At 41.3% G+C, this 22,235-nt stretch carries 20 protein-coding genes; 16 read left to right on the top strand and 4 right to left on the bottom strand.

Translation table 11 applies throughout. From position 1 onward, the window contains the following. Nucleotides 1-377 precede the first annotated feature (377 nt). The 12 genes from AC6UDF_RS06125 to AC6UDF_RS06070 all read left to right on the top strand — a co-directional run bounded on the left by AC6UDF_RS06125 (nucleotide 378) and on the right by AC6UDF_RS06070 (nucleotide 13,001). Nucleotides 378-1,616, top strand: coding sequence for an arginine deiminase (locus AC6UDF_RS06125; protein ID WP_500694181.1), 1,239 nt, complete (start codon nucleotides 378-380; stop codon nucleotides 1,614-1,616). A 16-nt stretch (nucleotides 1,617-1,632) separates the two neighbouring features. Next, nucleotides 1,633-2,682 carry an ornithine carbamoyltransferase gene (argF, locus tag AC6UDF_RS06120; RefSeq protein ID WP_500694180.1) on the top strand — a complete coding sequence of 350 codons (1,050 nt, stop codon included), beginning with the start codon at nucleotides 1,633-1,635 and terminating at the stop codon, nucleotides 2,680-2,682. Nucleotides 2,683-2,761: 79 nt separating this feature from the next. Beyond that, nucleotides 2,762-4,180: a basic amino acid/polyamine antiporter gene (locus AC6UDF_RS06115; protein ID WP_500694179.1), complete on the top strand. Its 1,419-nt coding sequence runs from the start codon at nucleotides 2,762-2,764 to the stop codon at nucleotides 4,178-4,180. Next, nucleotides 4,181-5,104 (top strand): carbamate kinase, encoded by a 924-nt coding sequence (gene arcC / locus AC6UDF_RS06110; RefSeq protein ID WP_500694178.1) that lies wholly within the window; start codon nucleotides 4,181-4,183, stop codon nucleotides 5,102-5,104. A 465-nt stretch (nucleotides 5,105-5,569) separates the two neighbouring features. Beyond that, a complete protein-coding gene (locus AC6UDF_RS06105) occupies nucleotides 5,570-6,235 on the top strand; it encodes an SDR family oxidoreductase (protein WP_500694177.1) in 666 nt (221 codons plus the stop codon). A 15-nt stretch (nucleotides 6,236-6,250) separates the two neighbouring features. Then, complete coding sequence (locus tag AC6UDF_RS06100) at nucleotides 6,251-6,991, top strand: SDR family oxidoreductase (RefSeq protein WP_500694176.1); 741 nt, start codon at nucleotides 6,251-6,253, stop codon at nucleotides 6,989-6,991. A gap of 11 nt (nucleotides 6,992-7,002) precedes the next feature. After that, nucleotides 7,003-7,272, top strand: a complete 270-nt coding sequence (locus AC6UDF_RS06095) for a hypothetical protein (protein ID WP_500694175.1) — start codon at nucleotides 7,003-7,005, stop codon at nucleotides 7,270-7,272. A 195-nt stretch (nucleotides 7,273-7,467) separates the two neighbouring features. Continuing rightward, a complete protein-coding gene (locus tag AC6UDF_RS06090) occupies nucleotides 7,468-8,724 on the top strand; it encodes a NupC/NupG family nucleoside CNT transporter (RefSeq protein ID WP_500694174.1) in 1,257 nt (418 codons plus the stop codon). A 133-nt stretch (nucleotides 8,725-8,857) separates the two neighbouring features. Then, the gene (locus tag AC6UDF_RS06085; protein WP_500694173.1) at nucleotides 8,858-9,973 is read left to right on the top strand and encodes a YibE/F family protein; all 1,116 of its coding nucleotides are present in this window, start codon (nucleotides 8,858-8,860) and stop codon (nucleotides 9,971-9,973) included. Further along, nucleotides 9,970-10,740 carry a YibE/F family protein gene (locus AC6UDF_RS06080; RefSeq protein WP_500694172.1) on the top strand — a complete coding sequence of 257 codons (771 nt, stop codon included), beginning with the start codon at nucleotides 9,970-9,972 and terminating at the stop codon, nucleotides 10,738-10,740. Before AC6UDF_RS06085 ends, AC6UDF_RS06080 begins: the two co-directional genes overlap by 4 nt. 407 nt (nucleotides 10,741-11,147) lie before the next feature. After that, nucleotides 11,148-11,984, top strand: coding sequence for a MetQ/NlpA family ABC transporter substrate-binding protein (locus AC6UDF_RS06075; RefSeq protein ID WP_500724072.1), 837 nt, complete (start codon nucleotides 11,148-11,150; stop codon nucleotides 11,982-11,984). A 144-nt stretch (nucleotides 11,985-12,128) separates the two neighbouring features. Beyond that, nucleotides 12,129-13,001: a hypothetical protein gene (locus AC6UDF_RS06070; protein WP_500724069.1), complete on the top strand. Its 873-nt coding sequence runs from the start codon at nucleotides 12,129-12,131 to the stop codon at nucleotides 12,999-13,001. A 152-nt stretch (nucleotides 13,002-13,153) separates the two neighbouring features. Here the strand turns inward: AC6UDF_RS06070 and AC6UDF_RS06065 are convergent, their stop codons facing one another. Beyond that, a complete protein-coding gene (locus AC6UDF_RS06065; protein WP_500694170.1) occupies nucleotides 13,154-13,351 on the bottom strand; it encodes a hypothetical protein in 198 nt (65 codons plus the stop codon). A gap of 223 nt (nucleotides 13,352-13,574) precedes the next feature. Between AC6UDF_RS06065 and AC6UDF_RS06060 the strand changes: the two genes are divergently transcribed. From AC6UDF_RS06060 to AC6UDF_RS06045, 4 genes are all read left to right on the top strand, one after another. Continuing rightward, a complete protein-coding gene (locus AC6UDF_RS06060) occupies nucleotides 13,575-15,482 on the top strand; it encodes a thiamine pyrophosphate-dependent enzyme (RefSeq protein ID WP_500724067.1) in 1,908 nt (635 codons plus the stop codon). A gap of 309 nt (nucleotides 15,483-15,791) precedes the next feature. Next, nucleotides 15,792-16,277: a hypothetical protein gene (locus AC6UDF_RS06055; protein ID WP_500724065.1), complete on the top strand. Its 486-nt coding sequence runs from the start codon at nucleotides 15,792-15,794 to the stop codon at nucleotides 16,275-16,277. Nucleotides 16,278-16,984: 707 nt separating this feature from the next. Continuing rightward, on the top strand, nucleotides 16,985-17,599 hold the full coding sequence (locus AC6UDF_RS06050; RefSeq protein ID WP_500724063.1) for a hypothetical protein: 615 nt from the start codon (nucleotides 16,985-16,987) through the stop codon (nucleotides 17,597-17,599). Nucleotides 17,600-17,705: 106 nt separating this feature from the next. Next, nucleotides 17,706-17,948 carry a type II toxin-antitoxin system Phd/YefM family antitoxin gene (locus tag AC6UDF_RS06045; RefSeq protein WP_500724061.1) on the top strand — a complete coding sequence of 81 codons (243 nt, stop codon included), beginning with the start codon at nucleotides 17,706-17,708 and terminating at the stop codon, nucleotides 17,946-17,948. A 566-nt stretch (nucleotides 17,949-18,514) separates the two neighbouring features. On the opposite strand, the gene rbsU is transcribed toward AC6UDF_RS06045, so the two are convergent. From rbsU to AC6UDF_RS06030, 3 genes are read right to left on the bottom strand one after another with little or no spacing between them, the layout of a single operon-like run. After that, nucleotides 18,515-19,432, bottom strand: a complete 918-nt coding sequence (gene rbsU / locus AC6UDF_RS06040) for a ribose/proton symporter RbsU (protein WP_500695984.1) — start codon at nucleotides 19,430-19,432, stop codon at nucleotides 18,515-18,517. A gap of 12 nt (nucleotides 19,433-19,444) precedes the next feature. Further along, a complete protein-coding gene (galT, locus tag AC6UDF_RS06035) occupies nucleotides 19,445-20,914 on the bottom strand; it encodes a UDP-glucose--hexose-1-phosphate uridylyltransferase (RefSeq protein ID WP_500724059.1) in 1,470 nt (489 codons plus the stop codon). A 14-nt stretch (nucleotides 20,915-20,928) separates the two neighbouring features. Beyond that, complete coding sequence (locus AC6UDF_RS06030; RefSeq protein ID WP_500724057.1) at nucleotides 20,929-22,122, bottom strand: galactokinase; 1,194 nt, start codon at nucleotides 22,120-22,122, stop codon at nucleotides 20,929-20,931. Between the last annotated feature and the right edge of the window lie 113 nt (nucleotides 22,123-22,235).

The following is a 22,235-nucleotide window of genomic DNA, read 5'->3' as shown; positions in this document are numbered from 1 at the left end:
GGTCTAAGTATCAACTAATAATGGATTATCATTAATCAGTACATTCAACAAAGTTAATTAATTAAGAGCCAAGTTATATTACGTTCGAGGATTTTTCTGGTGCGACGATTGTTAAACATGTAACTATTAAAAAGTTAGTTAAAATTTGATAAAAATGTTTAAGTTTCCCAGTGTATCAACACATATCCACTTTTACAAATTATCGGTCTTTGAACGATTTGACAAAATTTGTGAAACAGTTATCATTATTGACGTACGACTAGGAAACTTTTTCTAGTCGGTTAAAATGCTTGTTATAAATTGCGAAACCCCGTACGATATGGGTGGTTAAATCGTTTAACCATAAGCATGAATAACAATTCTTAAGGAGGATTATTATGAAATCTGCAATTGAAGTGAACTCTGAAATTGGGCAGCTGAAGTCTGTCTTAATGCACAGGCCCGGAAAAGAGATTGAAAATGTCATTCCGGATACCATGAAGCAGATGTTGTTTGATGACATCCCGTATCAAAAAATCGCTGACAAAGAGCACGATTATTTTACCAATCTACTCCGTGATCATGGAGTGGAGGTTGTGTACATCGAGGATTTGTTGGAAGACATCTTAAAAAAGGATGACGTAAGGGATGATTTTGAGTCAACTTACCTAAGTGAACACTACTACACGGGTAGTTCGGCAGAGGACATCAAACGCTACTTTGAGAGTCTCTCGATTCACGACTTGGTCAGTACGATTTATGCCGGCCTAAGACGAGATAAAATTCATTTTACTCACCCAAGTTTGCACGACGTGGCCGGGACGAACGCTTTTGATCCTTTCCTACTGGATCCACTACCAAATGCGTACTTTACCAGGGATCCGCAAGCTTCGATGGGATCTGGTTTAACGATTAACCACATGACTTTTGAGGCGCGGCGTCCGGAGTCACTCATCACGGAGTACGTGATGAAGTATCATCCACGGTTTGCCGGAAAAGTTGACGTTTGGCTGGACCGCTATAATGATGCTCGGATTGAGGGTGGTGACGAACTCGTTTTAAACGATCACGTCATGGCAATTGGTTGCTCACAACGAACCTCAACTCGTTCGATTGAAAAACTGGCTCACAAACTTTTTGAAGATCCCAAGTCACATTTTGACACAATCGTGGCGGTTCAAATTCCGCATAACCATGCCATGATGCATCTAGATACGGTCTTCACCATGGTCAACTACGACCAATTTACCGTATATCCAGGGATCATGAACGGTGGTAAGATGAATATTAACATCCTTCATCCCGGAAAAAACAATACCATCAACATGGAACATCGTGAAAGTCTGCCGGATACACTCAAAGAAGTTCTTGGATTATCTGAGATTGACATGATGGAGACCGGCGATGGTGACCCAGTTGCCGCTCCACGTGAACAGTGGAACGATGGGTCAAATAACTTGGCAATTGCCCCTGGGGAAGTGGTCACATACGATCGCAACACAATCACGATTGATGTAATGCGGAAACACGGTATTACCGTTTACGAGATTTTGTCTTCAGAACTATCGCGTGGCCGTGGTGGAGCTCGTTGTATGTCACAACCAATCATTCGTGAACCACTTGATAAAAATAATTAGAGGGGGAGCAAATTAAATGAGTACATTACTAGAGGAATTAAAATCAATGCAGGGACGTTCTTTTTTAAAGGAGTCTGATTTTACACCAGCCCAGATTGAAGCTTTGATTGATTTTGCCATTAACTTGAAAAATGAACACAAGAAGTACGGCAAGGTGACCAAGTATTTACACGACAAGGACCTGGTGCTCTTGTTTCAAAAGACTTCGACCAGAACCAGACTCTCGTTTGAACTTGGTGGTGACGACTTAGGCGGAAACACGGCCTACATTGATCCAACCTCAAGTCAGTTCGGCAAAAAGGAATCGGTGGAAGACTCCGCGCGAGTCTTTGGCGAACTGGCTGACGGAATTGAGTACCGGGGCTTTGAACAATCCGACATGGAAATCATGGCCAAGTACTCGGGAGTCCCCGTTTGGAACGGTCTTTCAAACGAGTGGCATCCCACTCAAATGATTGCTGACTTCATGACCGTGAAGGAAAACTTCGGTCACTTAAAGGGGCTCACGTTGACCTTTGTTGGTGACGGGCGAAATAACGTGGCCAATTCTTTACTAGTGACTGGTTCGATGCTAGGTGTGAACGTTCACATCGTGGCTCCCGACGAACTGCACCCCGAAAAAGCAGTCGTCGATTTGGCCGAAAAGTACGCCAAGGAATCAGGAGCACACTTCATGATTACCTCTGACATTGACAAGGGGGTCAAGGACTCTAACATCATCTACACCGATGTCTGGGTGTCAATGGGTGAAAACAACTGGCAACAACGAATTGACCAACTACTACCATACCAAGTCAACATGGACTTAATGAAGAAGACGGGCACCCCTGACGATGAATTGATTTTCATGCACTGTCTGCCAGCCTTTCATGACGGCAACACCACCACTGCTAAAGAGGCAGTTAAAAAATACAAGGGCCTAAACAGTCCCGAAATGGAAGTAACCGACGAGGTCTTTAGAAGTCCTTACGGGCGCCAGTTCGTTGAGGCCGGTAACCGTAAGCACTCGATCATGGCAATTATGGCCGCCACTTTAGGCGACTTAAGTATGTACAACGAAAATTAAATTTTACTAAAGCATAAATAGGATTATCAATGAGACAATCATGTCCTAAATTAGGATTTGAGAGGATTGCGTAAATTATATGGGAAATAAAAAGGGAGTTTCATTATTTGGATTAATCATGCTGGTCATTAGTTCCGCGATTGGCGCTGGAATTTATAATGCCAGTGAACAGATTGCGGCAGCGGCCACTCCGGGACCCGCGCTCGTTGCGTGGATTATTACTGGAGTCGGAATTTTTGCACTAGCAATGAGTTTGAAGTCTCTAAGTGAGGATAAACCAGAACTGACTGGAATTTCCGATTTTGCCAGAGATGGATTTGGTGACTTTGCTGGATTTCTATCGGGCTGGGGATACTGGCTATCGGCATGGCTTGGTAATATTGCGTTTGCCACCATGATGATGTCAGCGATCGGTTATTTCTTTCCGGTTTTTCGATCAGGCAACTCAATTCAAGCGGTAATCATTGCGTCGGTATTCACGTGGCTACTCACGTGGTTAGTAACGATGGGGATTGAGAACGCGGCTTTCATCAATACCATTATCACCGTAATAAAAATAATTCCCTTGGTTGCTTTCGCAATCTTAGGAATTGTCTTATTCAAAGCTAACGTTTTCACCGCCCACTTCTGGGCTAATTTTAGTACTAACTTCACGTATAGTCCGGCGACGACAATGGGGGTATTTGATCAAGTCAAAGGCTGTATCATCACCACCATGTGGATCTTCATCGGGATTGAAGGTGCCACGATGATGGCAGGACGCGCTAAGAAGCGTTCTGATGCGGCCAAGGCGACCATTATTGGCACCATCTCACTCTTGATCATCAACATCGTGATTGCGATGCTACCATATGGTTACTTACCCCAAGCCAAACTAGCTAAGTTGAGCAACCCGGCCCTGACCTACGTTGTTAAAGATATGATTGGACCAATAGGTGCGGCTTTTGTCAGTATCTCACTTATAATCACCATGGTCGGTGCCCTCCTGTCATGGACCATGCTTCCGGTTGAAGCGACGTCACAACTAGCTGATCAGAAGCTACTACCCCGGTGGTTCGGTTACTTAAACAAGCACAATTCACCTTCACACTCATTGTGGTTAACTCAGATTTTGGTACAAATTGTTTTGATTTCGTTACTATTTACCGATCAGGCGTACAACCTGGCAATCTCGTTGTGTACGGCAGCGATTGTGATTTGTTACGCGCTGGTTGGTGCCGATCAAATTAAGGCTGGACTGCAGGCTCATTCGGTCAAGAAAATGATGCCAGGAATCCTAGCTCTATTGTTTGAAGTTGTCGGAATCGCAGTGGCGGGACTACAATTCTTGTGGTTATGCTCAATTGCATACGTTCTAGGCTTTGGTTTCTACATCAAAGCGATCAAGAATCAAGGACGCAAAATTACAACCTTTGAATGGATCATGATGGCATTGATAACGATTGCTGCCATTGGGGCGGTAATTGCTCTATTTATGGGAAAGATAGGAGTGTCGTAAATGAAGAGAATCGTGATAGCTCTAGGTGGCAATGCGATTTTAACCGATGATCCAACTGCAAAAGGGCAAAGAGAAGCTTTAAAAAAAACCACGAAAAAAATCGTGAAGTTCGTGCGTAATTCAACTGAGAACCTTCAGTTAGTGATTACTCACGGCAATGGCCCGCAGGTTGGAAACTTGTTACTCCAAGAACTAAACGGTAGCACGAAGGAAAATCCGCCAATGCCACTTGACGTGGTTGGAGCGATGACTCAAGGTGAGTTAGGACTGTGGATTGGGGATGCCCTCTCAGACAATGATATGACTAGTTCAACCATTGTCACGCGGGTATTAGTCAATCCCAATGATCCAGCGTTTAAGGATCCAACCAAACCCATCGGTCCGTTTTACGCGGACGTTAATTCCGTCTTAATGAAACATCCGGACTGGAAATTTGCCGAAGATGCCGGTCGCGGATTCAGGCGGGTTGTTCCATCGCCTCATCCCATCAGCATTTTAGAAGCCAAGCAGATTAGCACCCTGGTTGACAGTGGGTTCACTGTCATTGCTGGTGGTGGTGGCGGCGTTCCGGTCGTCATGACCGATGACGGGGACGTCGAAGGCGTGGAAGCCGTGATTGATAAAGACTTTACGGCTTCACTAATCGGACAAATGGTGAACGCCGACCAGTTAATTATCCTGACGGGCATTGACCAGGCGGCCATTAATTTCGGACGGCCTAATCAAAGAGAACTGGGACACGTGTCGCTTGACGAACTGGACATGTATCTAAAACAAGGTCAGTTTGGTAAGGGTTCAATGGAACCCAAGATTCAAGCGGCGATGCAGTTTGTGAAAAACACCGGCAAGGAAGCCGTGATTACGTCATTAGACAACGTTGCCGATTTTGAGGAAAATGGTCGAGCAACGGTCATTAAAAAATAACGACTGAAGAAATCACCCGATGACTATGAACTAGTCTTTGGGTGATTTTTAGTTGTTATTAAGTGATTCAACGGGACTATAACCATTTTTCCAATTTGATATTAGCATTTAAGAACGAAATGTCAAAGATTATTCTTATCTAGTTAGAGGTAATCCAATGTCGTGATTAGTCTTTAAAACAAAAAGTTCCCTTGCAACTATCAAAAATAGTTGCAAGGGAACTTCATGGTACTTGTGGGTCATAACCATCAAATAGAAAGGAGTAGTGCATCTTGTTTGAAAACTACCGCCTACGCGGTACAAACATAGTATATCATACATGATAAAAATGTCTATCTTTATTTATTTTATGTGATTGAATGGTAGCACAATTAACGCCGGCTTTAACATAAACTTCACATGCATATCGCTATTAACGTTTAGTTGAATTTGTTATGCTTTAGACGTATATAGGAGGTTTCAATTATGAAGATTATGATTATTGGTGGAACCGGAAGAGTCGGTTCTGACCTAGTAAAACAATTTCAAAAAAACACTGACGATTCGGTTACCATTGCGGCTCGTCATCCCGAAGAAGTCAAGTTTGTGGACACCGTTGAGGAACGTCCCAAAATTAACACCATGAAGTTTAGCATCGTCGACATGAGTGTTAACGCAATGGCCGACGCAATGAAGGGCTTTGATGCCATCTACTTCACCGCTGGATCTGGTGGACACAACGTGGTCCTAGTTGACAGTTACGGAGCCATCAAGACCATGCAGGCCGCCGAAAAAGCTGGCGTCAAACGTTACATCATGCTCAGTTCAGCCTTTGCGCTTCAACCAGACCAATGGGAAGGAAAGAAACACTACGCCAAGTTGCAGGATTACCAGGCTGCTAAGTTCATGGCCGACCACTGGTTAATTCATGATACTGACTTGAATTACACTATTTTACAACCGGGTTCCTTGCTTGAGACCCCTGGAACCGGCGAAGTAACCTTTAATGATGACAAGCCTGGTTCGAACTCAATCAACGACGTTTCACAGGTCTTGTTTGACGTTTTAAATAACCAACATGCCTTTGACAAGGTAATCATCATGCACAGTGGTGACATGAGTATCGAAACCGCACTTAACAATTTAAAATAGTTAGGGAGAATTAAGATGGCTGTTAAAGATAAAGTAGTTGTAATTACGGGAGCTTCTAGTGGAATTGGTGAAGCAACCGCCAAGTTATTGGCAAAAAACGGCGCCAAGGTCGTGCTGGGCGCTAGAAGAGAGGATCGCTTACGTGCGATTCAGGAAGATATCGAAGCTGACGGTGGCGTGGCTGCCATTCAGAAGACCGATGTCACCAAACTCGATGAGGTCAGAAACCTGGCGTCCGCTGCGGTTGACCAGTTTGGTCGCATCGACGTTTGGATGAACAATGCTGGTGTGATGCCCCAATCACCACTGATTAAGGGTGACGTCAAGGGTTGGAATCTCATGATTGACGTCAATATCAGGGGTGTTTTGTATGGCATTACCGCTTCCCTTGATACGATGCGTGGTCAAGGTAGCGGTCAGTACATCAACACCGCTTCGGTGGCGGCCCATACTTCTGGAATTAACAGTGGGGTGTACAGTGCCACAAAGGCGGCCGTGAAGATGATTAGTGATTCACTCCGAGAGGAAGAGGCTAAGGCTAAGTCTGGTATTCGGGTGACTATGATTTCACCCGGCGCGGTAGCCACCGAATTGCCCAATCACATTACCGATCCAGACATCAAGAAGCAGTTTGAGTCATACGATTTGACGCCGCTTAGTCCCAAACGGATTGCGCAATCCATCCTGTACGCCATTGACATGCCCAAGGATGCCTCGGTCAACGAAATCGTGATTCGACCAACCGATCAGGTTTAGGGTTAACGCATATGAAACTAGATGTGTCAAAGCACGTTCTACGGGATGGTTCGTTTTTAATCATCGCCATCCTGTCAATCATGCAGTTTGCGCGCTACGTCTACACCCAGGAGTATTTGCGTTCGGCTAAGTACCTGGTGCTGTTTTTGATTACCGTTTTAATGTATGGACTAGTTCCAGATCAAGTCCTGCAGTCGATTGTCAATCTGATTATGATTGGGCTGCTCCTGATTTTTACGTGGTACGACGAACGCATTGATAAACAACGAGAAAAGAAATAAATTAATTAGACTAGTTGTTGGTTTTAACCGATAATTAGTCTTTTTTTACGGGAAAATTAACCAATCCGTGAACCATTTCCGCGATGAAGGTTGAAATTGTTAATGTTTAATACTATTATTATAAAAAACAGGTTGTTCGAATTTTGTTATCTGACAATATCCGAACATTGCATATAAAATGGAGGAGAAAGTTCGATGAATTACTATCTAATCATTAACATCATTGGGGTCGCCGTGTTCCTCGGAATTGCCTTTTTGTTTTCTAAGGATCACAAGCACGTCAACTGGCGATCGGTTATCGTCGTTTTAGTCTTAAACCTAGTCATCGCGTTTCTCCTTACTCGCTTTAGTTTGGGTCGAGACGCTGTCAAGGGGGCCGCTGAAGGATTCAACTGGATCGTGCAGGTTGCCTACACTGGGATTGCCTTCGCGCTTCCTAACTGGGTGCACGTCAAACAGATGAACTTTGTTACTTCAGCACTGCTTCCAATCCTAATGATTGTTCCGTTGTTTGATATCCTTACATACTTTGGGATCTTACCATTTATCATTAAATGGATCGGAATTGCGTTATCAAAGGTCACGGGACAACCAAAGTTCGAATCATTTTACGCCGTTGAAATGATGTTTCTGGGAAACACGGAAGCCCTAGCTGTTTCTAGTCTGCAACTCAAGAAATTATCCAGTGAACGACTCTTGACAGTTGCCATGATGTCGATGTCTTGTATCACCGCTGCGATCGTTGGTTCTTACACCCAGATGATTCCTGGGCAATACGTTTTAACCGCGATTCCGCTTAACATCTTGAACGCCATCATCGTGACCTCACTACTGAACCCCGTTCACGTTACTCCTGAAGAAGACACAATTGCGACGATGACGGAACCCTCAGAACAAGTGGCTGAAGAGACGGTTGCTGATAAGCCGGAAAAACCCAAGAAAGAACCGTTCTTCTCATTTTTGGGTGACTCAATCTTAGGTGCCGGTAAACTGGTATTAATCATCGCTGCTAACGTCATTGCCTTCGTGGCCCTTGCTAACTTAATTAGTAAGTTACTGGGACTCATTAATCCTTGGTTGTCACTTCAACACTTACTTGGAATCGTAATGTTCCCATTTGCATGGCTGATGGGGATGGACGTTAACCACGCCTTCCAGTTTGCTCAATACATGGGAACCAAGTTAGTGACCAACGAATTCGTGGTCATGGGTGCCATTGCTCCCCATATCAACAACTTACACATTTTCCCAGCTCACTACCAAGCCCAACTCTGTGTCTTTTTAACTTCCTTTGCCAACTTCAGTACCGTTGGCATGGTTATCGGATGTCTGAAAGGCTTAGTCAGTCGGGAAAAGAACGACGTTATTTCCAGAAATGTTGGATACTTAATCTTATCCGGAATCTTGGTATCATTACTCTCGGCTGGAATCGTTGGATTATTCGTTTGGTAATTATTAAATAAAATTCATGACACTTCTGATTTAATTCAGAGGTGTTTTTTGTTGTCTAGTTATAAATACGTAAGTTTAGCGAAACTTAATTTTAGTATGATACACTGAACGTAAATAATTAGGGGATGAGAATTTGAAACGAATCCATCCAAAGCTAAAGATTCGTTGGCTCGCCATCGTCTTGGTGCTAATCTCGGGGATCGTCGCCGTAACCTTTACCCATTTCGACGCACCAATGTACAAACAGACGGTGGCTCGAGTCGTAAACGTGCACAACTACGGTCGCACTTCACAAACTGATGAATTTAAGAATCATGACTACCAAGAAAATCAGAAACTGACCCTCAAGGTCTTAAACGGAGAATACAAGGGCAAGACGATTACCGCTAACAACCAGTATTCTGGTGCCGGGGCGACCGACATGAAGTATCATGCTGGCCAACAGGTCTTTATCCACGTCGCTAACAAGAACTTAAAGCCCTCGTCGATTTTGATCAATGGCTTTAAGCGGGACACCGCGGTCGTCTTCTTAATCTGGCTAACGGTGATGCTGTTGCTGGTGATTTTGAAGTTCAGTGGCTCCATGGCGCTTTTAAGTATCATCATCAACGCGGTCCTGTTCTTTTTGGCGGTCTCAATTGACGTGGGGACGAGCTTTAATCCGTTCATCTTGTTTGCCATCTTGTCGGTAATTTTCACGATTGTCACCGCCATTTTGATTTTTGGCGTGTCAAAGGAGACGGTCGTGACGATTTCGTCCACGATTCTAGGAACCGCGGTCGCGATTCTGATAGCGTTCATTGTCCTGTCGGTCACGCACGAGCGGGGCATGAACTTTGAGATGATGGACTACGTGACCCAAAAACGACTGCCAATCTACTTCGTCGGTTGTATGATTGGGTCGTTGGGGGCCATCATGGACCTCTCAGCCGATATCACGTCCAGCCTGTTTGCGGTTTACGAGGAAGACCACAGTCTTTCGTTCTTGAAACTCTTAAAGAATGGTCAAAACATCGGGCGGTCAATCATGGGACCGTTGATTAACGTCTTGTTCCTTATCTTCGTTGCTGGGACTTTTCCAATGATGGTGCTGTTTTTAAGAAACGGCAATAGCTGGGGCTACTCGTTCTCAATGATTATGTCACTTGGAATCATTCAAAGTCTGATTAGTGCGATTGGAATCACGCTGACGGTGCCGATTACCAGCCTGATTGCGAGTGCGCTTTGTGAAATGAAGGTGATTAAATGAGTACCATGACCGTCTTATTAATAATTCTCTTTTTCGCAATGCTACTGGCGGGTGGTTCCAAGGGTTTCGTGGCCTTTATTGGTCTTTTGTGTAACTTTGGTTTGGTCTTCATGTCCGTCGTTTTGATTGCGTTTGGCATTCCATACCTCTGGGTCACACTGGTTAACGCCGTCATTATCCTCGTCATTACAATTTACTTCGGTAATGAACAAGGTCGGAACGCCGACGTGGCGTTTGTGACCTCATTAATCGTGGTGGCAATCGTAATTGCGTTGATCATTCCGGTGGAACATTGGGCGCAGGTGCAAGGCTTTGGACCCGAGAATACCGAGGATTTAGAAGGGATGTCACTCTTAATCGGCGTGAAATTCCTAAACGTTTCGTGTGCGATGACGATTCTGAGTTGTCTGGGAGCAGTGGCCGAAGCGGCCGTTGCCATGGCCACTGGTTTAGTCGAGATTCAGGACCATAACATCAAGATTTCTGATAAGGACTTCAGTTATATCGGAGTTTCGATTGGAAAAGAAATTGTTGGAACGGCCTTTAACACCCTGTTTTTTAGTTTCTACGGGGAGTTAGTTGGCTTGTTCATCTGGTTTGCGCGTTTGCACTACAGTATCGGCATGGTCATGAACGACAAGATTTTTGCGTCGGAGTTAATCATGACGTTGATTTCCGCCATTGGAGTGGTTCTGACCATTCCCGTGACCATTGCGGTGATGCTGTATCTGAAACATCGCAAGTTGAAGAAAGTGAAACAGGATTAAGTGATTTGTGAACTTTATCCTTTACAACTCGCGATTTCTGTGGTTAAATTAATGCAAAATAAGAAAGGGATGAAACCAATGACAACGATTACTATGAACTATCAAAATACTTACTGTTGCTGTATTTGTTACATGTAGGTCAGCGTTCGTAGTTTTAGATGCGGGTGTTGATCAAACGCCTGTATCTAAGTGTAGTAATTTTTGTGCTCAGTTAGATACAACATTTTGTTAGTCTAACTGAGATTGGTGAATTCCAACTCAATCGAATATACTAATCTACTCTATTTACGTGGAGAAAAAGGATCAGTTAGGCTAACTTAATGGATAGTCTAACTGATTTTTTTAATTGTTTCGTTTAATGGGATTTTGGCAGAAACAGGATTACTTAGTTGAAGGGGAGAAATAGGATGAAGAAAAGATATTGGATTACCGCATTAGTCGCAATTATCGTGATTTTATTTGGATATACGTTTGTGTATCGGCCGTATCAGAAGGCCCATGCACCACAGTCAAACAAGAAGACGATCACTTTAGCAAGTTCGCCTGGTCCATACAGTGACCTATTTATGAAGGGCATCAAACCCATTCTTGAAAAAGACGGTTACAAGGTGAAAAATAAGTCATTCTCCGTCTTGCTGAATGCTGATATGGCCTTAAACCAGGGTCAGGTTGACTTAAACGTTGAACAACACGGTGCTTACATGAACAACTTTAACAAGGAAAATCATGGTGATTTGGTTGCCTTGACCAAGGTGCCAACCATTCCAACCGGGATTTACCCCGCCAAAAAGCACAGCTTAAAGGACGTTAAGAAGGGTGACACGGTTGCCATTCCAAACGATCCATCCAATATGTCACGAGCTTTCTTGGTAATGGAAAAAGCGGGTTGGATTAAGTTGAAGAAGGGTGTTAACCCCATCAAAGCCACTAAGAACGACATCATCGACAACAAGTACGACCTGAAGTTCGATGAAATGGATTCGGCCAACGAACCACGTTCCAGAAATAGCGTGGACTACGCTATTATCCCTGGTTCTGATACTTACGGGGCTAAGATTCCAGCAAGTTCAATGCTTCTGCGTGAAAATCCTCAGAGTCAGTATATGTTGCTAGCGGTTGTAAACAAGAAGAATGAGCACACCAAGTGGGCGCAGGACGTCAAGAAAGCTTACAACTCCAAGCAGTTTATGAATTACATGAAGAAACATAATCAGGACCACGAGTGGGAAATTCCTGAGAAATAATTGAACACTGTGTCTAAAAATACGATGAAATCCTCCAAATGTTTGGAGGATTTTTTAGTAAAGTTATACTGTTAAAAACTTCATTATGCATTATAAATTTTATATATCTTTATTTGGTAAAATAACAAAGAAGGAGGGAATATAATGTTATATGAATATATATTTTCAAGCAAAGTAAGTAAAGAGTTTAATGATATGATCAAAATTGAATTACCTAAACGTTTATCAGAAAAGAAGAAAGGAGATAAGTATAATATATTAATGTTTTTTCTTTCGTACTTATCAGACGCATATTCAGCAATTCTAAGTATAGATAAAAATTCTCCAATACCGGTTTCTATTCTGAGATCAATGATGGAGGTAAGGTATTATATAAAGTTGTTTATTAAAGAAGACAATTCTAATGGGGAATATGAAAATTTAAAAAGATCATACAAACTTATGATTAAAAAAAATAATATAAAAAAACTAAAAAATGAAGTTTATGGTTCAGAAAATTTTGATCGTGGTCGTGCGAGTTCTAATCAAAGAAATGCCGCAATAAGATTTATGCATAGAATGAATTTGGACGAAGAAAAATTAGATAATATGCAAAATGAAAATGATGAAGAAATAAACAAACTTCTTGATGAAACTCATAATGAAAATATAAATTTAAAACAATTTTATAAAATACTATATGAATATAAGAATGGGAAAAAGTGTTATTTAAATAATTTAAGTGATGTGGCAGATTATGTTGGATGCAAAGAAGAATATTTAATTTTAAACCATCAATTATCAAAACAGCTTCATGCATCAGGAATACATGAAGTTTATTGTATTGTTGATAATAAAGTGGAGTTTAATGATAGAGGAAATTTGAATTTTCCAAAAGAGGCAGCACTACTTTTTTTGACAGAAGGATTAAATGAGGTATTAGAGTGTTGCAATACAAAAACGATTTATAAAAAAAGATTAAAAAAGATGATTGATGAGTATTTTAGTAATAAAAAGGATATATTAAATAGTATCTAGTGAAAAATTTATATCTAATCATTTTCATTTGTTATAATAAAAATGATTATACGAGTTTTTTTGGAGGATTTTTTTGTTTCACGTGAAACTTATTCCACACAAAAACAGGTCAACCTTACAGTTGACCTGTTTTTTACTAAGTATTGCCAATCCTACTTATTATCTTTGTTCAAAGCGATGTTCTTAAGTGCTTCAAAAGCATCGATATCGATTTCTTCAGTAGTATTGTTGTTGAAAGTAACTTGGTATGAAATGATGTTACCTTCTGATTCGCGGGGATGGATTGAGTTCACGTTGTTCACGTTAATCAAACGACCGTCGCCAGTTTCAACTAATCCAGAAAAGTTCATGTTTTTCACCTCCTCACTAGTATTATTACATATGACGCGCCAAAAGATAACTAATAACACGCTCAAATTGCCGTTAAATTGGGAATTTATTGCCTTTTGTTAATTTCATGATTTACATTAAAAAGACTTAATAAATTAAGCAAGCGTTTTTATTGCAACCGTTTTCATATGGGAGTATATTAGGGTCAACAAAAGAATTAAGTACTTTTGGGAGGAAGAAATTATGACAGATGTAAAGAAAATTCCTGCAGCAGTAGCAATGCTTAAAGTTATTGAATCATATGGCGTTAAGGATGTTTATGGATACCCTGGTGGTTCCATTAACTCAACGCTTGCTGCGCTCGATCAAGAAAAAGATAACATTAATTACGTACAAATTCGACACGAACAGGTTGGGGCATTAACGGCCGCTGCTCACGCTAAACTCACTGGTAAAATCGGGGTGGCCTTTGGGTCCGCTGGTCCTGGTGCGGTTAACTTACTAAACGGTTTGTATGACGCCAAAGAAGACCACGCTCCAGTCCTTGCCATCGTTGGCCAAGTTGGTCATGACAACATGAACTACAATTACTTCCAAGAATTTCCAGAGACCCCAATGTTCTCTGATGTTTCGGTTTATGACCGTATCGTAATGACTCCTGAAAGTTTGCCACACGTTGTTGACCGTGCGATTCACGAAGCATACGCAAAGAAGGGTGTTGCCGTAGTTGTTATTCCCAATGACTTTGGCTTTGACGAAATCCCAGATGTTCCGTACAGTTCTGCATCAAAGACTTACGACAAGCCAGCTCCAGAACCAGTTGCAACCGATGACGAAGTAAGTCAAGCCCTTAAGATGATTAAGAACGCTAAACGTCCAGTGCTTCACGTTGGTCGTGGAATCAAGGGAAATGGCGACAAGTTAATCGAACTTTCAAAGAAACTCCAGATTCCAGTGATTATGGACGGATTAGCTTTAGGCTACGTTGACGCTAACTACGAAGCTAACCTAGGAACCGCCAACCGTGCCGCATCAAAGGCCGCTGACGAAATCTTGAGTACCGCTGACCTAGTTATCGCCATTGGTGGTGACTTCCCATTCGCTAAATCAGTTTATGCAAGTCACAAATTCGCTTACATCCAAGTTGATGACTCTCAAATCCAACTTGGTCGTCACCACGAAGTTGACCTCCCAATTTGGTCTGACGCTGGTTCATTTGTTGACAAGGCATTGGCTCAAAGTGAAAAAGTTGCTCCAAGTCCATTCTACAAGGCCGCCGTTGCTGACCAAGCTAACTGGATGGAGTACATTCACAAGATGTTAAACATTGGTAGTGACGAAACCGATGAGAGTAATGGTAGCTTCATGGAAGAATTCAAGGACTTTGGTAAACACTTGAAGGACACCATGACTAACGCTAACTCAACCATGCCAGTTGCCCCAATCTACAAACAAATTAATCGAGTAGCCGACAAAGATGCCGTCTTCTCAATCGACGTTGGTGACAACATCATCAACAGTTTCAGATATTTGGACATTCAACCAACTAACAAGTGGGTCATTTCCGCATTGTTTGCAACGATGGGTTCCGGACTTCCTGGTGCCATTGCTGCTAAGAAAGCTTACCCAGATCGTCAAGTCTTTAACATTGCCGGTGACGGTGCCCTTTCAATGGTTATCCAAGACTTAGTAACTTTGACGAAGTATCAACTTCCAGTTATTAACGTGGTTACTTCAAACGAAGACTTAGGCTTCATCGAAGGTGAACAAGAAGACTTACCAATGCAATTCTTCGGCCTTCAACTTCAAGGTCAAAGCTTTGAATTGATCGCTAAGGGAATGGGAATTGACGCTACGACTGTTCACAACGTTTCTGAACTTCCAGCTGCTTTTGACAAAGCCGTTAAGGTTACCAAAGCTGGTCACCCATTCTTGATTGACGCAAAGATTAACCAAGACCGTGGACTTCCAGTTGAAGATTTGATCGTTAAGATTGAAAATGGTCAAATCGTTGAAACCATCAGTCCAAACTACAAGAAGGACAAGAATGACAACAAGACTTACACATTACCAGAATTCTTCGCAGAATACGGTGGCGAAGGCTTGTTACCACTTAAAGACTTCTTCGACAAATACGATGTTCAACTTTAATAAGTATGAAAAAGAGCTCTCAATGAGAGCTCTTTTTTGTGGGCAAATAGAGGATGTAAATACTTGAGCAAATTCCTCAGCTCACGGCGATTTAATGGTATGATGAAAGTAATCACAAGAGGATATCGGAGATGAAATATAATGAGTTTTAAAGGATTTGTTAATTGGTTTTTAGTTGTTTTTTGGATCGTGACTTTCGTGGTGTTAGCCATGGGTTTCAGTATGGTCTCAATGTATATGATGGTGATCGGAATGCTGATTCACAGTTTAAATTGTGTCCTGGGAGATAAAATTTAAAGGAGGAATTAGATGTTTAAACCAATTTTATTGATTATCGCAGTGATTGCCTTAATCATTGCCTGTTATTTGTATTGGACGAATCGCGGTCGAGCTGACGATAAAAGTTATATCAAGAGCTGGACGTACTGCTTCTTTGTTGTATGTATGCTGGTTGCTGTTGTAACTTTTGCTGTCGCCACCAGAAACATTTTGTCGGTTGCTGGTTTCGTGATTGCCTTTGTCCTGTTTGTTTACTACTTGGTTCGTTACTTTATGGCTGCTTTAGGTAAGGGATACAGCTGGGATCAGACCGTTTTTCTGAAATACTTTAGAAAAGCTGTGTACGCGCTGCTTGCAACCCTAATCTTCTTCATTGCGTTCTACTGTTCATCAAACAACCAGTTGGATATGTTGCATCATCGAGAAATCACTTCACATCTCCAGATGAAGCATAAGAAGACGCATAGAGAAAAGATGAGAATGGAGAAAAAGGATAAGAAAGCGGAAATGAAATAGTTGTTGAGGAGTCTGAAGTGCTATATAAAAGTTAGACACTTTATATAAATTTATACAATTTCAAGGATTCATATCGGTATTTAATTGATGTGAGTCTTTTTATTATCCGAAATTCGTTTCAAACATTATCGGTTTAAGAAATGGGAATAACTTTTAATGAGAGAATTATCGTGAAAATTTTTATGTTACGTACTTTGTTGGTAGTGGTGACACTTAATCCATCTACTATAGTCATAAGTGTGATAATGAAAGTCTTGATCATAATGAATTAAAGGACGAACCCACCTCGAAAATTGATTACTAAGGTTATGTAACATAACATAAACTAATTCATAGTTAAGCGTTTGACTGATTGACGTAGCTAAAACTTCATCAATGGATTGTTGTAACGCCTCATTAGAATCCAATAATTCACTTGAGTAATATCAATATGAAGTACGACAGGACACTACATTATCAATGATGATTAGATCTATATTATTAATGGTAGTTTAAAAATTTCTAATTATAGAGGAGATGTTACTCTTGTTAATAATTTCAATATCGATATAGTAGTTTACATTAAAAATACCGCGCTTTTTTTATCAAGAATATGCTTAATAAAATTTGTGATGGTTATTGACTTATTTAAGTTAATTTACATTCTACTAAAATTTAATAATTAGATATTTATAAAATATCATAATATTAATATAAGGAGATCAGTAATGTTGAATAATATGTCTAGTGAGATAAAAAAGACTTTGGATGGACTTAACTCAACAATATCAAATGTTTTTTTGTTGATTGTTTTATTAGTTACTTTTGGCTTTAATGGTTTTATTACAATATCTAAAAAAATAAATCCATTTTTCCAAATTAAAATAAGTATTTTAAAATTTATGAATTCGAATAATTTAATTATTAATACTACATTACTTTTAGTGACAGTAATAATTTTAATATTTTACTTAGTAATCGGAATTTCATTTTTTATTAATGTTCATAGAGCTAAAAATGGATATAAGGGAACATTAGATCAAAAACCAGACAATAAATGTATAGAACAATTAAGTGCAGAACAATATCTAAAATACTTATATAATTTTAGTAAATTAATATTTTCATTATTAATCATAGGATTAATAATTATTATTGGAACAAGGATTAGTTTAATTTATATTGTAAGTTATTTTAAGTGGGATCTTATTTGTTTTCTTATACTTTTTTTACTTTCAATATACTTTGCTGGGATAAATATAAAAAACTTTTTCTGGAGAAATATAACATATAAAAAAATGAGTGATATGACTTCCTTAAGTTGGACAAAAAATTCAATTTAAGGATTCACATCAAAAGGCACTCTTTTTAGTTTTACTTTTTATTCTATATGGTATAATCATCACTATAAAAAATTTCATTTTTACGTATGAAGAGAGATGATACTACATGAAAGTGGTTAATTGTAATAATTTCAAAGTGAACTTTGAAACATACATGGATCAGGTTATGAAGGATTATGAAGAAGTTACCATTCATTGTGAGAATGGTGATTCGGCGGTGCTTGTTTCAAAAAAGAAATATGATAACATGATCGAGAATCTGTTTGTCTTAGGAAATGGTGAGAATTTGAAGTTCTTGGAACATTCGAAGAAGCAATTGAAAAATGGAAAAACGAATTATTTGAAATAATAGTTAATTTAACATAATTATGCTGTATAATAACAAATGAAGATTATGCAATCTACTCATCGATTTAATAGGGTGGTGGGACTGAGTTTATCAGCTAAAAGTTGATGAACTCTTTTTTAATTGTTATACCGTATAATTGAATTACTGTTTAATTAAGTTATAATATACTTATAACAAGTAATACATGGTCACCTATTTTCGGTAGAATTGATGATCGAGAGCTTATCGGTTTGTCGCTGATGAGCTCTTTTTTATTATTGTGTCTGTTTAAACGGTCAAATAACATATCTATTAATCGAATGATTAAATTAAGTTATAATAATAGATGTAAATAGTTCATGGGATCATCGATTTTTAGTAGGATTGATGGTCAAGAGTTTGTCAGTTTATCGCTGATGAACTCTTTTTTTTATCCATCAATTAATTCACATAAAAAGGCTGAAACCTAAATTGGTTCCAGCCTTTTTGGTACTATAGGTCTCGCTAATGTGGAGACATTGACAAGATGGTGCCATTCCCACTAACGCAGGGAGCCTCGTTACTTCTATGATACCATTTCAATTTAATTAAATAAATGCCGTAATGGCGGAAGCAAAGACAATGAGAACTAATCCGAGGTAGGTCAGAGTCATTTCCTTTGGCGTCTTCTTCTGGTGCAGGAAGTAAATCCCGGTCAGAGTGGAAACCAAGACGGCTAGTTGACCCAGAACGTTGGCGGTTGCCAGACCGTTCATGTCAGGTTGAGCTGAGATTAAGTACATTAACATACCAAAGCCTTGCGATAATCCAGCAAGAATGTTTTTGTATGAAACGGATTGAATGAAGACATTTTCGTCTTTTAGGTTCCATAAATCGTAAATCACGGCACATAGTACCATTCCGATGGCTTGGGGAAGAAACGCGTGGTTTCCGTCCATGGCTTGCATGTTTGGCAATAAAGCCTTCATTGATGGCATGATGACCACCTGTGGAGCGGCTGAGTAAACTAAGTATCCCAGGGCACCAATCAGTTGAAAGATCGTAGCCTTCTTTAAAGCACCCTTATTGGTGGATTCTGGGTTTTGGACCCAAGCGGTGAGAGTCGCACCAAGGATTACGATAACTAGGGCAGTAAATCCTAAGACTTTTCCGATAATGCCAGTCCAGTCGCCTAGAACAAAGACTCCCCAAAGTGACGTCAGAATCAGCTGAAAGGCCGTGGTAATCGGCATTACTCGTGATGATCCAACTAATTTAAAACCCTTGAACTGCATGATCTGACCAAAGCCCCAGCCAAGTCCAGAAATAATTCCAAAAGTGGTACTGATCCAGCCGGGAAGGGCTAATCCTTCAATGAAAAACAGAACGACCGCAAAGACTAAGGTTCCAAGGGTGGCACCTAAGATTTGGTTGGCGGGTTTTCCACCAACCTTCGAAGCAATCGTGGGGAAAAGTCCCCAACCGACCATTGGTCCTAAACCAATTAATATCGCTAGCCAATTCATAATAATAACCTCCTAAAGTGTGTGAATGAATTTTTGAAACGCTGCGGTCCCCTGGTCATCAAGCTTGAAGACCCCGGCGTTTTCCAAGACGTGCATAAAGGTAATCCCGACTTCTTTGTCAATCACGTCCTGGACGTTGTCGGGATTGAGTTGGTAACTTTGTTTGATCTGGTTGGCCCAGGCAACGTGATAATCCGCGATGTCGTTAGGCTGACCAAGTAGATACTTCTTGACCTCGGCCAGTTCGGATTTCAGACGAGCGGGCAAGATGGCACGTCCCATCACCTCAATCAGGCCAATGTTTTCCTTTTTGATGTGTTGGTATTCGGCGTGGGGATGAAAAATGCCATCGGGATACTTCTTGGACGTCTGGTTATCACGCAGAACCACGTAAACCTCAAACTGCCCCTGTTCGTTCATGCAGACAATCGGAGTGACCGTGTGATGCGGTGTACCGTTTGTTTCGGCACGCACGTCGACGGACGGATCCGAATACTTGCGCCATTCATTTAAGATGTGGGTCGCAAAATCAATCAGTTCCTGTTTATCGGTCCCGGTCAGCCGAATCGTCGACATCGGCCAGTTTAAGACCTCGGCCTTAACGTCTGGATACTGGTCCAGATCAAAGGTGAACCGGGTCTGTGCTTTCATCATTGGAAAGGTGTGATAGCCGCCCTGGTAGTGTTCGTGACTCAGAATTGAACCTCCCACGATTGGTAAGTCCGCATTACTCCCCATAAAGTACGCAGGGAACATCGAAACAATTTCAGTTAGATTGAAAAACGTCTGTGCACTAATTTTCATCGGCTCGTGAACATCATCCAAAAAGATGCAGTGCTGATCAAAGTAGGAGTACGGTGAATACTGAAAGCCCCACGGTTTCCCGCCGACTAAAACATCAATGATGCGGTGATTAACCCGCACCGGAATTTGCGAATTACCATAGTAACCCTCGGTTTGAGCGCACAGGTTACACTCTGGATAACCAAAGTGGGTGTTTTGACCGGCCTTGGCAATGTCTTTGGGGTCCTTCTCCGGTTTCGACAGGTTAATCGTGATTTCCAGATCCCCAAACTTAGTGTCAATGTCCCAGAGCAGGTTCTTCTTGATACGAGCGGTTTTAATGTAGTTATTTTGTTGACTTAAATTGTAAAAATAGTTTGTGGCCCGGTTGGGAGCTTGCTGATACAGGTTCCAGAACTTGTCGTTGACGACGCTTGGAAGCGGGGTGTAGAGATTAGTCAGTTCCGCCTCTAACAGTTCACGGCTTTTGAGGGTATCGTCAATTTGACCGTTCTTAACGGCCACGTCAATTAGCTGGTCGACCGTTGCCAATAATTGGTCAGATAAGTTCGGATTGGACATGTTCTTTTCACCAACCAGATGGTAAAGATAATTTATGAGATATGTGCGGTCCGTTGGTCGGTATGTTTGTCCGGTATCAATGACCTGACCTGCGTAGTGTTCAACTAGATTTTCCATGTTGTTCACCTCACCTAAATCTGGATTTCTTTCGGGCCATCCGAGATGTTGGCGATGTAGAAGTCAGCGTCGTAGCCGAAGCGGTAGTTGTAGGTGTCACCAACGTTCTTGGTGAAGCTTGCGACTTGGTCGGATGGAACAATCGCAATCGCACAACCACCGAAGCCAGCACCGATCATTCGTGATCCAACGGCACCGTTCTTCCAAGCTTCGTGAACTAGCGTATCCAAGTTCGGACCAGTGACTTCGTAGTCGTATTCTAGTGAAATGTGAGAAGCGTTCACTAGTCGACCAAATTCAGCAATAGCGTTGTTACGTAAAGCCTTCACGGCTCTCAAGGTTCGTTGATTTTCAGAAACGGCATGACGGGCTCGTTTCAACAACGTTGCGTCATTAATGGTGTAGGTGTACTCGTCGAATTCATCATTTGACATGGCACCAAACGAGGAGAAGTCGGCCACCTTGTTGACGAGTTTTAAGGCGTCCTCACACTGTTGGCGGCGCTCGTTGTACTTGGAATCTTTAAGACCCCGTTTCTTGTTGGTGTTCATAATGACGATTTTGTCGTTTCCGAGTTTGATCGGGACGAACTCGCTTTTCATCGTGTTGGTGTCGAGCAGAATGGCCGTGTCTTTTTTGCCCATCTCAACGGCGTACTGGTCCATGATGCCGGAATTCACTCCGATATCGGTGTTTTCCACGTGTTGTCCGAGTTTGGCTAATTCTGGTCCCGAGAAGACGTCGTTAAACTGGTCGTTTAAAATCTTCCCAAACAACATCTCAATGGAAGCAGATGATGATAGTCCTGACTCATCCGGTAAAGTGCCGTAAATTAGAATGTTGAAACCATGATCCAGCTTGTGACCTTTGTCGGCAAAGGCCTTAAACATGCCCTTGGGATAGTTAATCCAGCCATCATCGTGGTTAATTGTTAGGTCGTCGATTTGAAAAGAGTTGACGCCCGTATCGGGAAAGTTTTCCGAATAGATGTTGACTTGTTTGTCGTTACTCGGAGTCACCACGGCGTACGTTCCGAGGCTAATGGCACAAGGGAAGACGTGACCGCCGTTGTAATCGGTGTGTTCACCGATCAGGTTGATTCGGCCGGGCGCAAAGTACGCCTTGGTCGGTTCCTGTGAATACAAGTCTTGAAATTTATCCTTTAAATTACTAATAATTTTGTTAGTTGAAGTTACTTTCTCGGTCATTTAAAACATCTCCTTAGAAATCATTTCATTTGTAGTGATTTCTATTTTGAGAGTAAGCGTTTTCATATGGTAAGTCAAGATTTTTTATCTTATAAAATAAATTGTGTGAATGG

This window comes from Fructilactobacillus sp. X2R6C1 (assembly GCF_059901295.1).
This window is presented reverse-complemented; position numbering and strand designations above follow the sequence as displayed.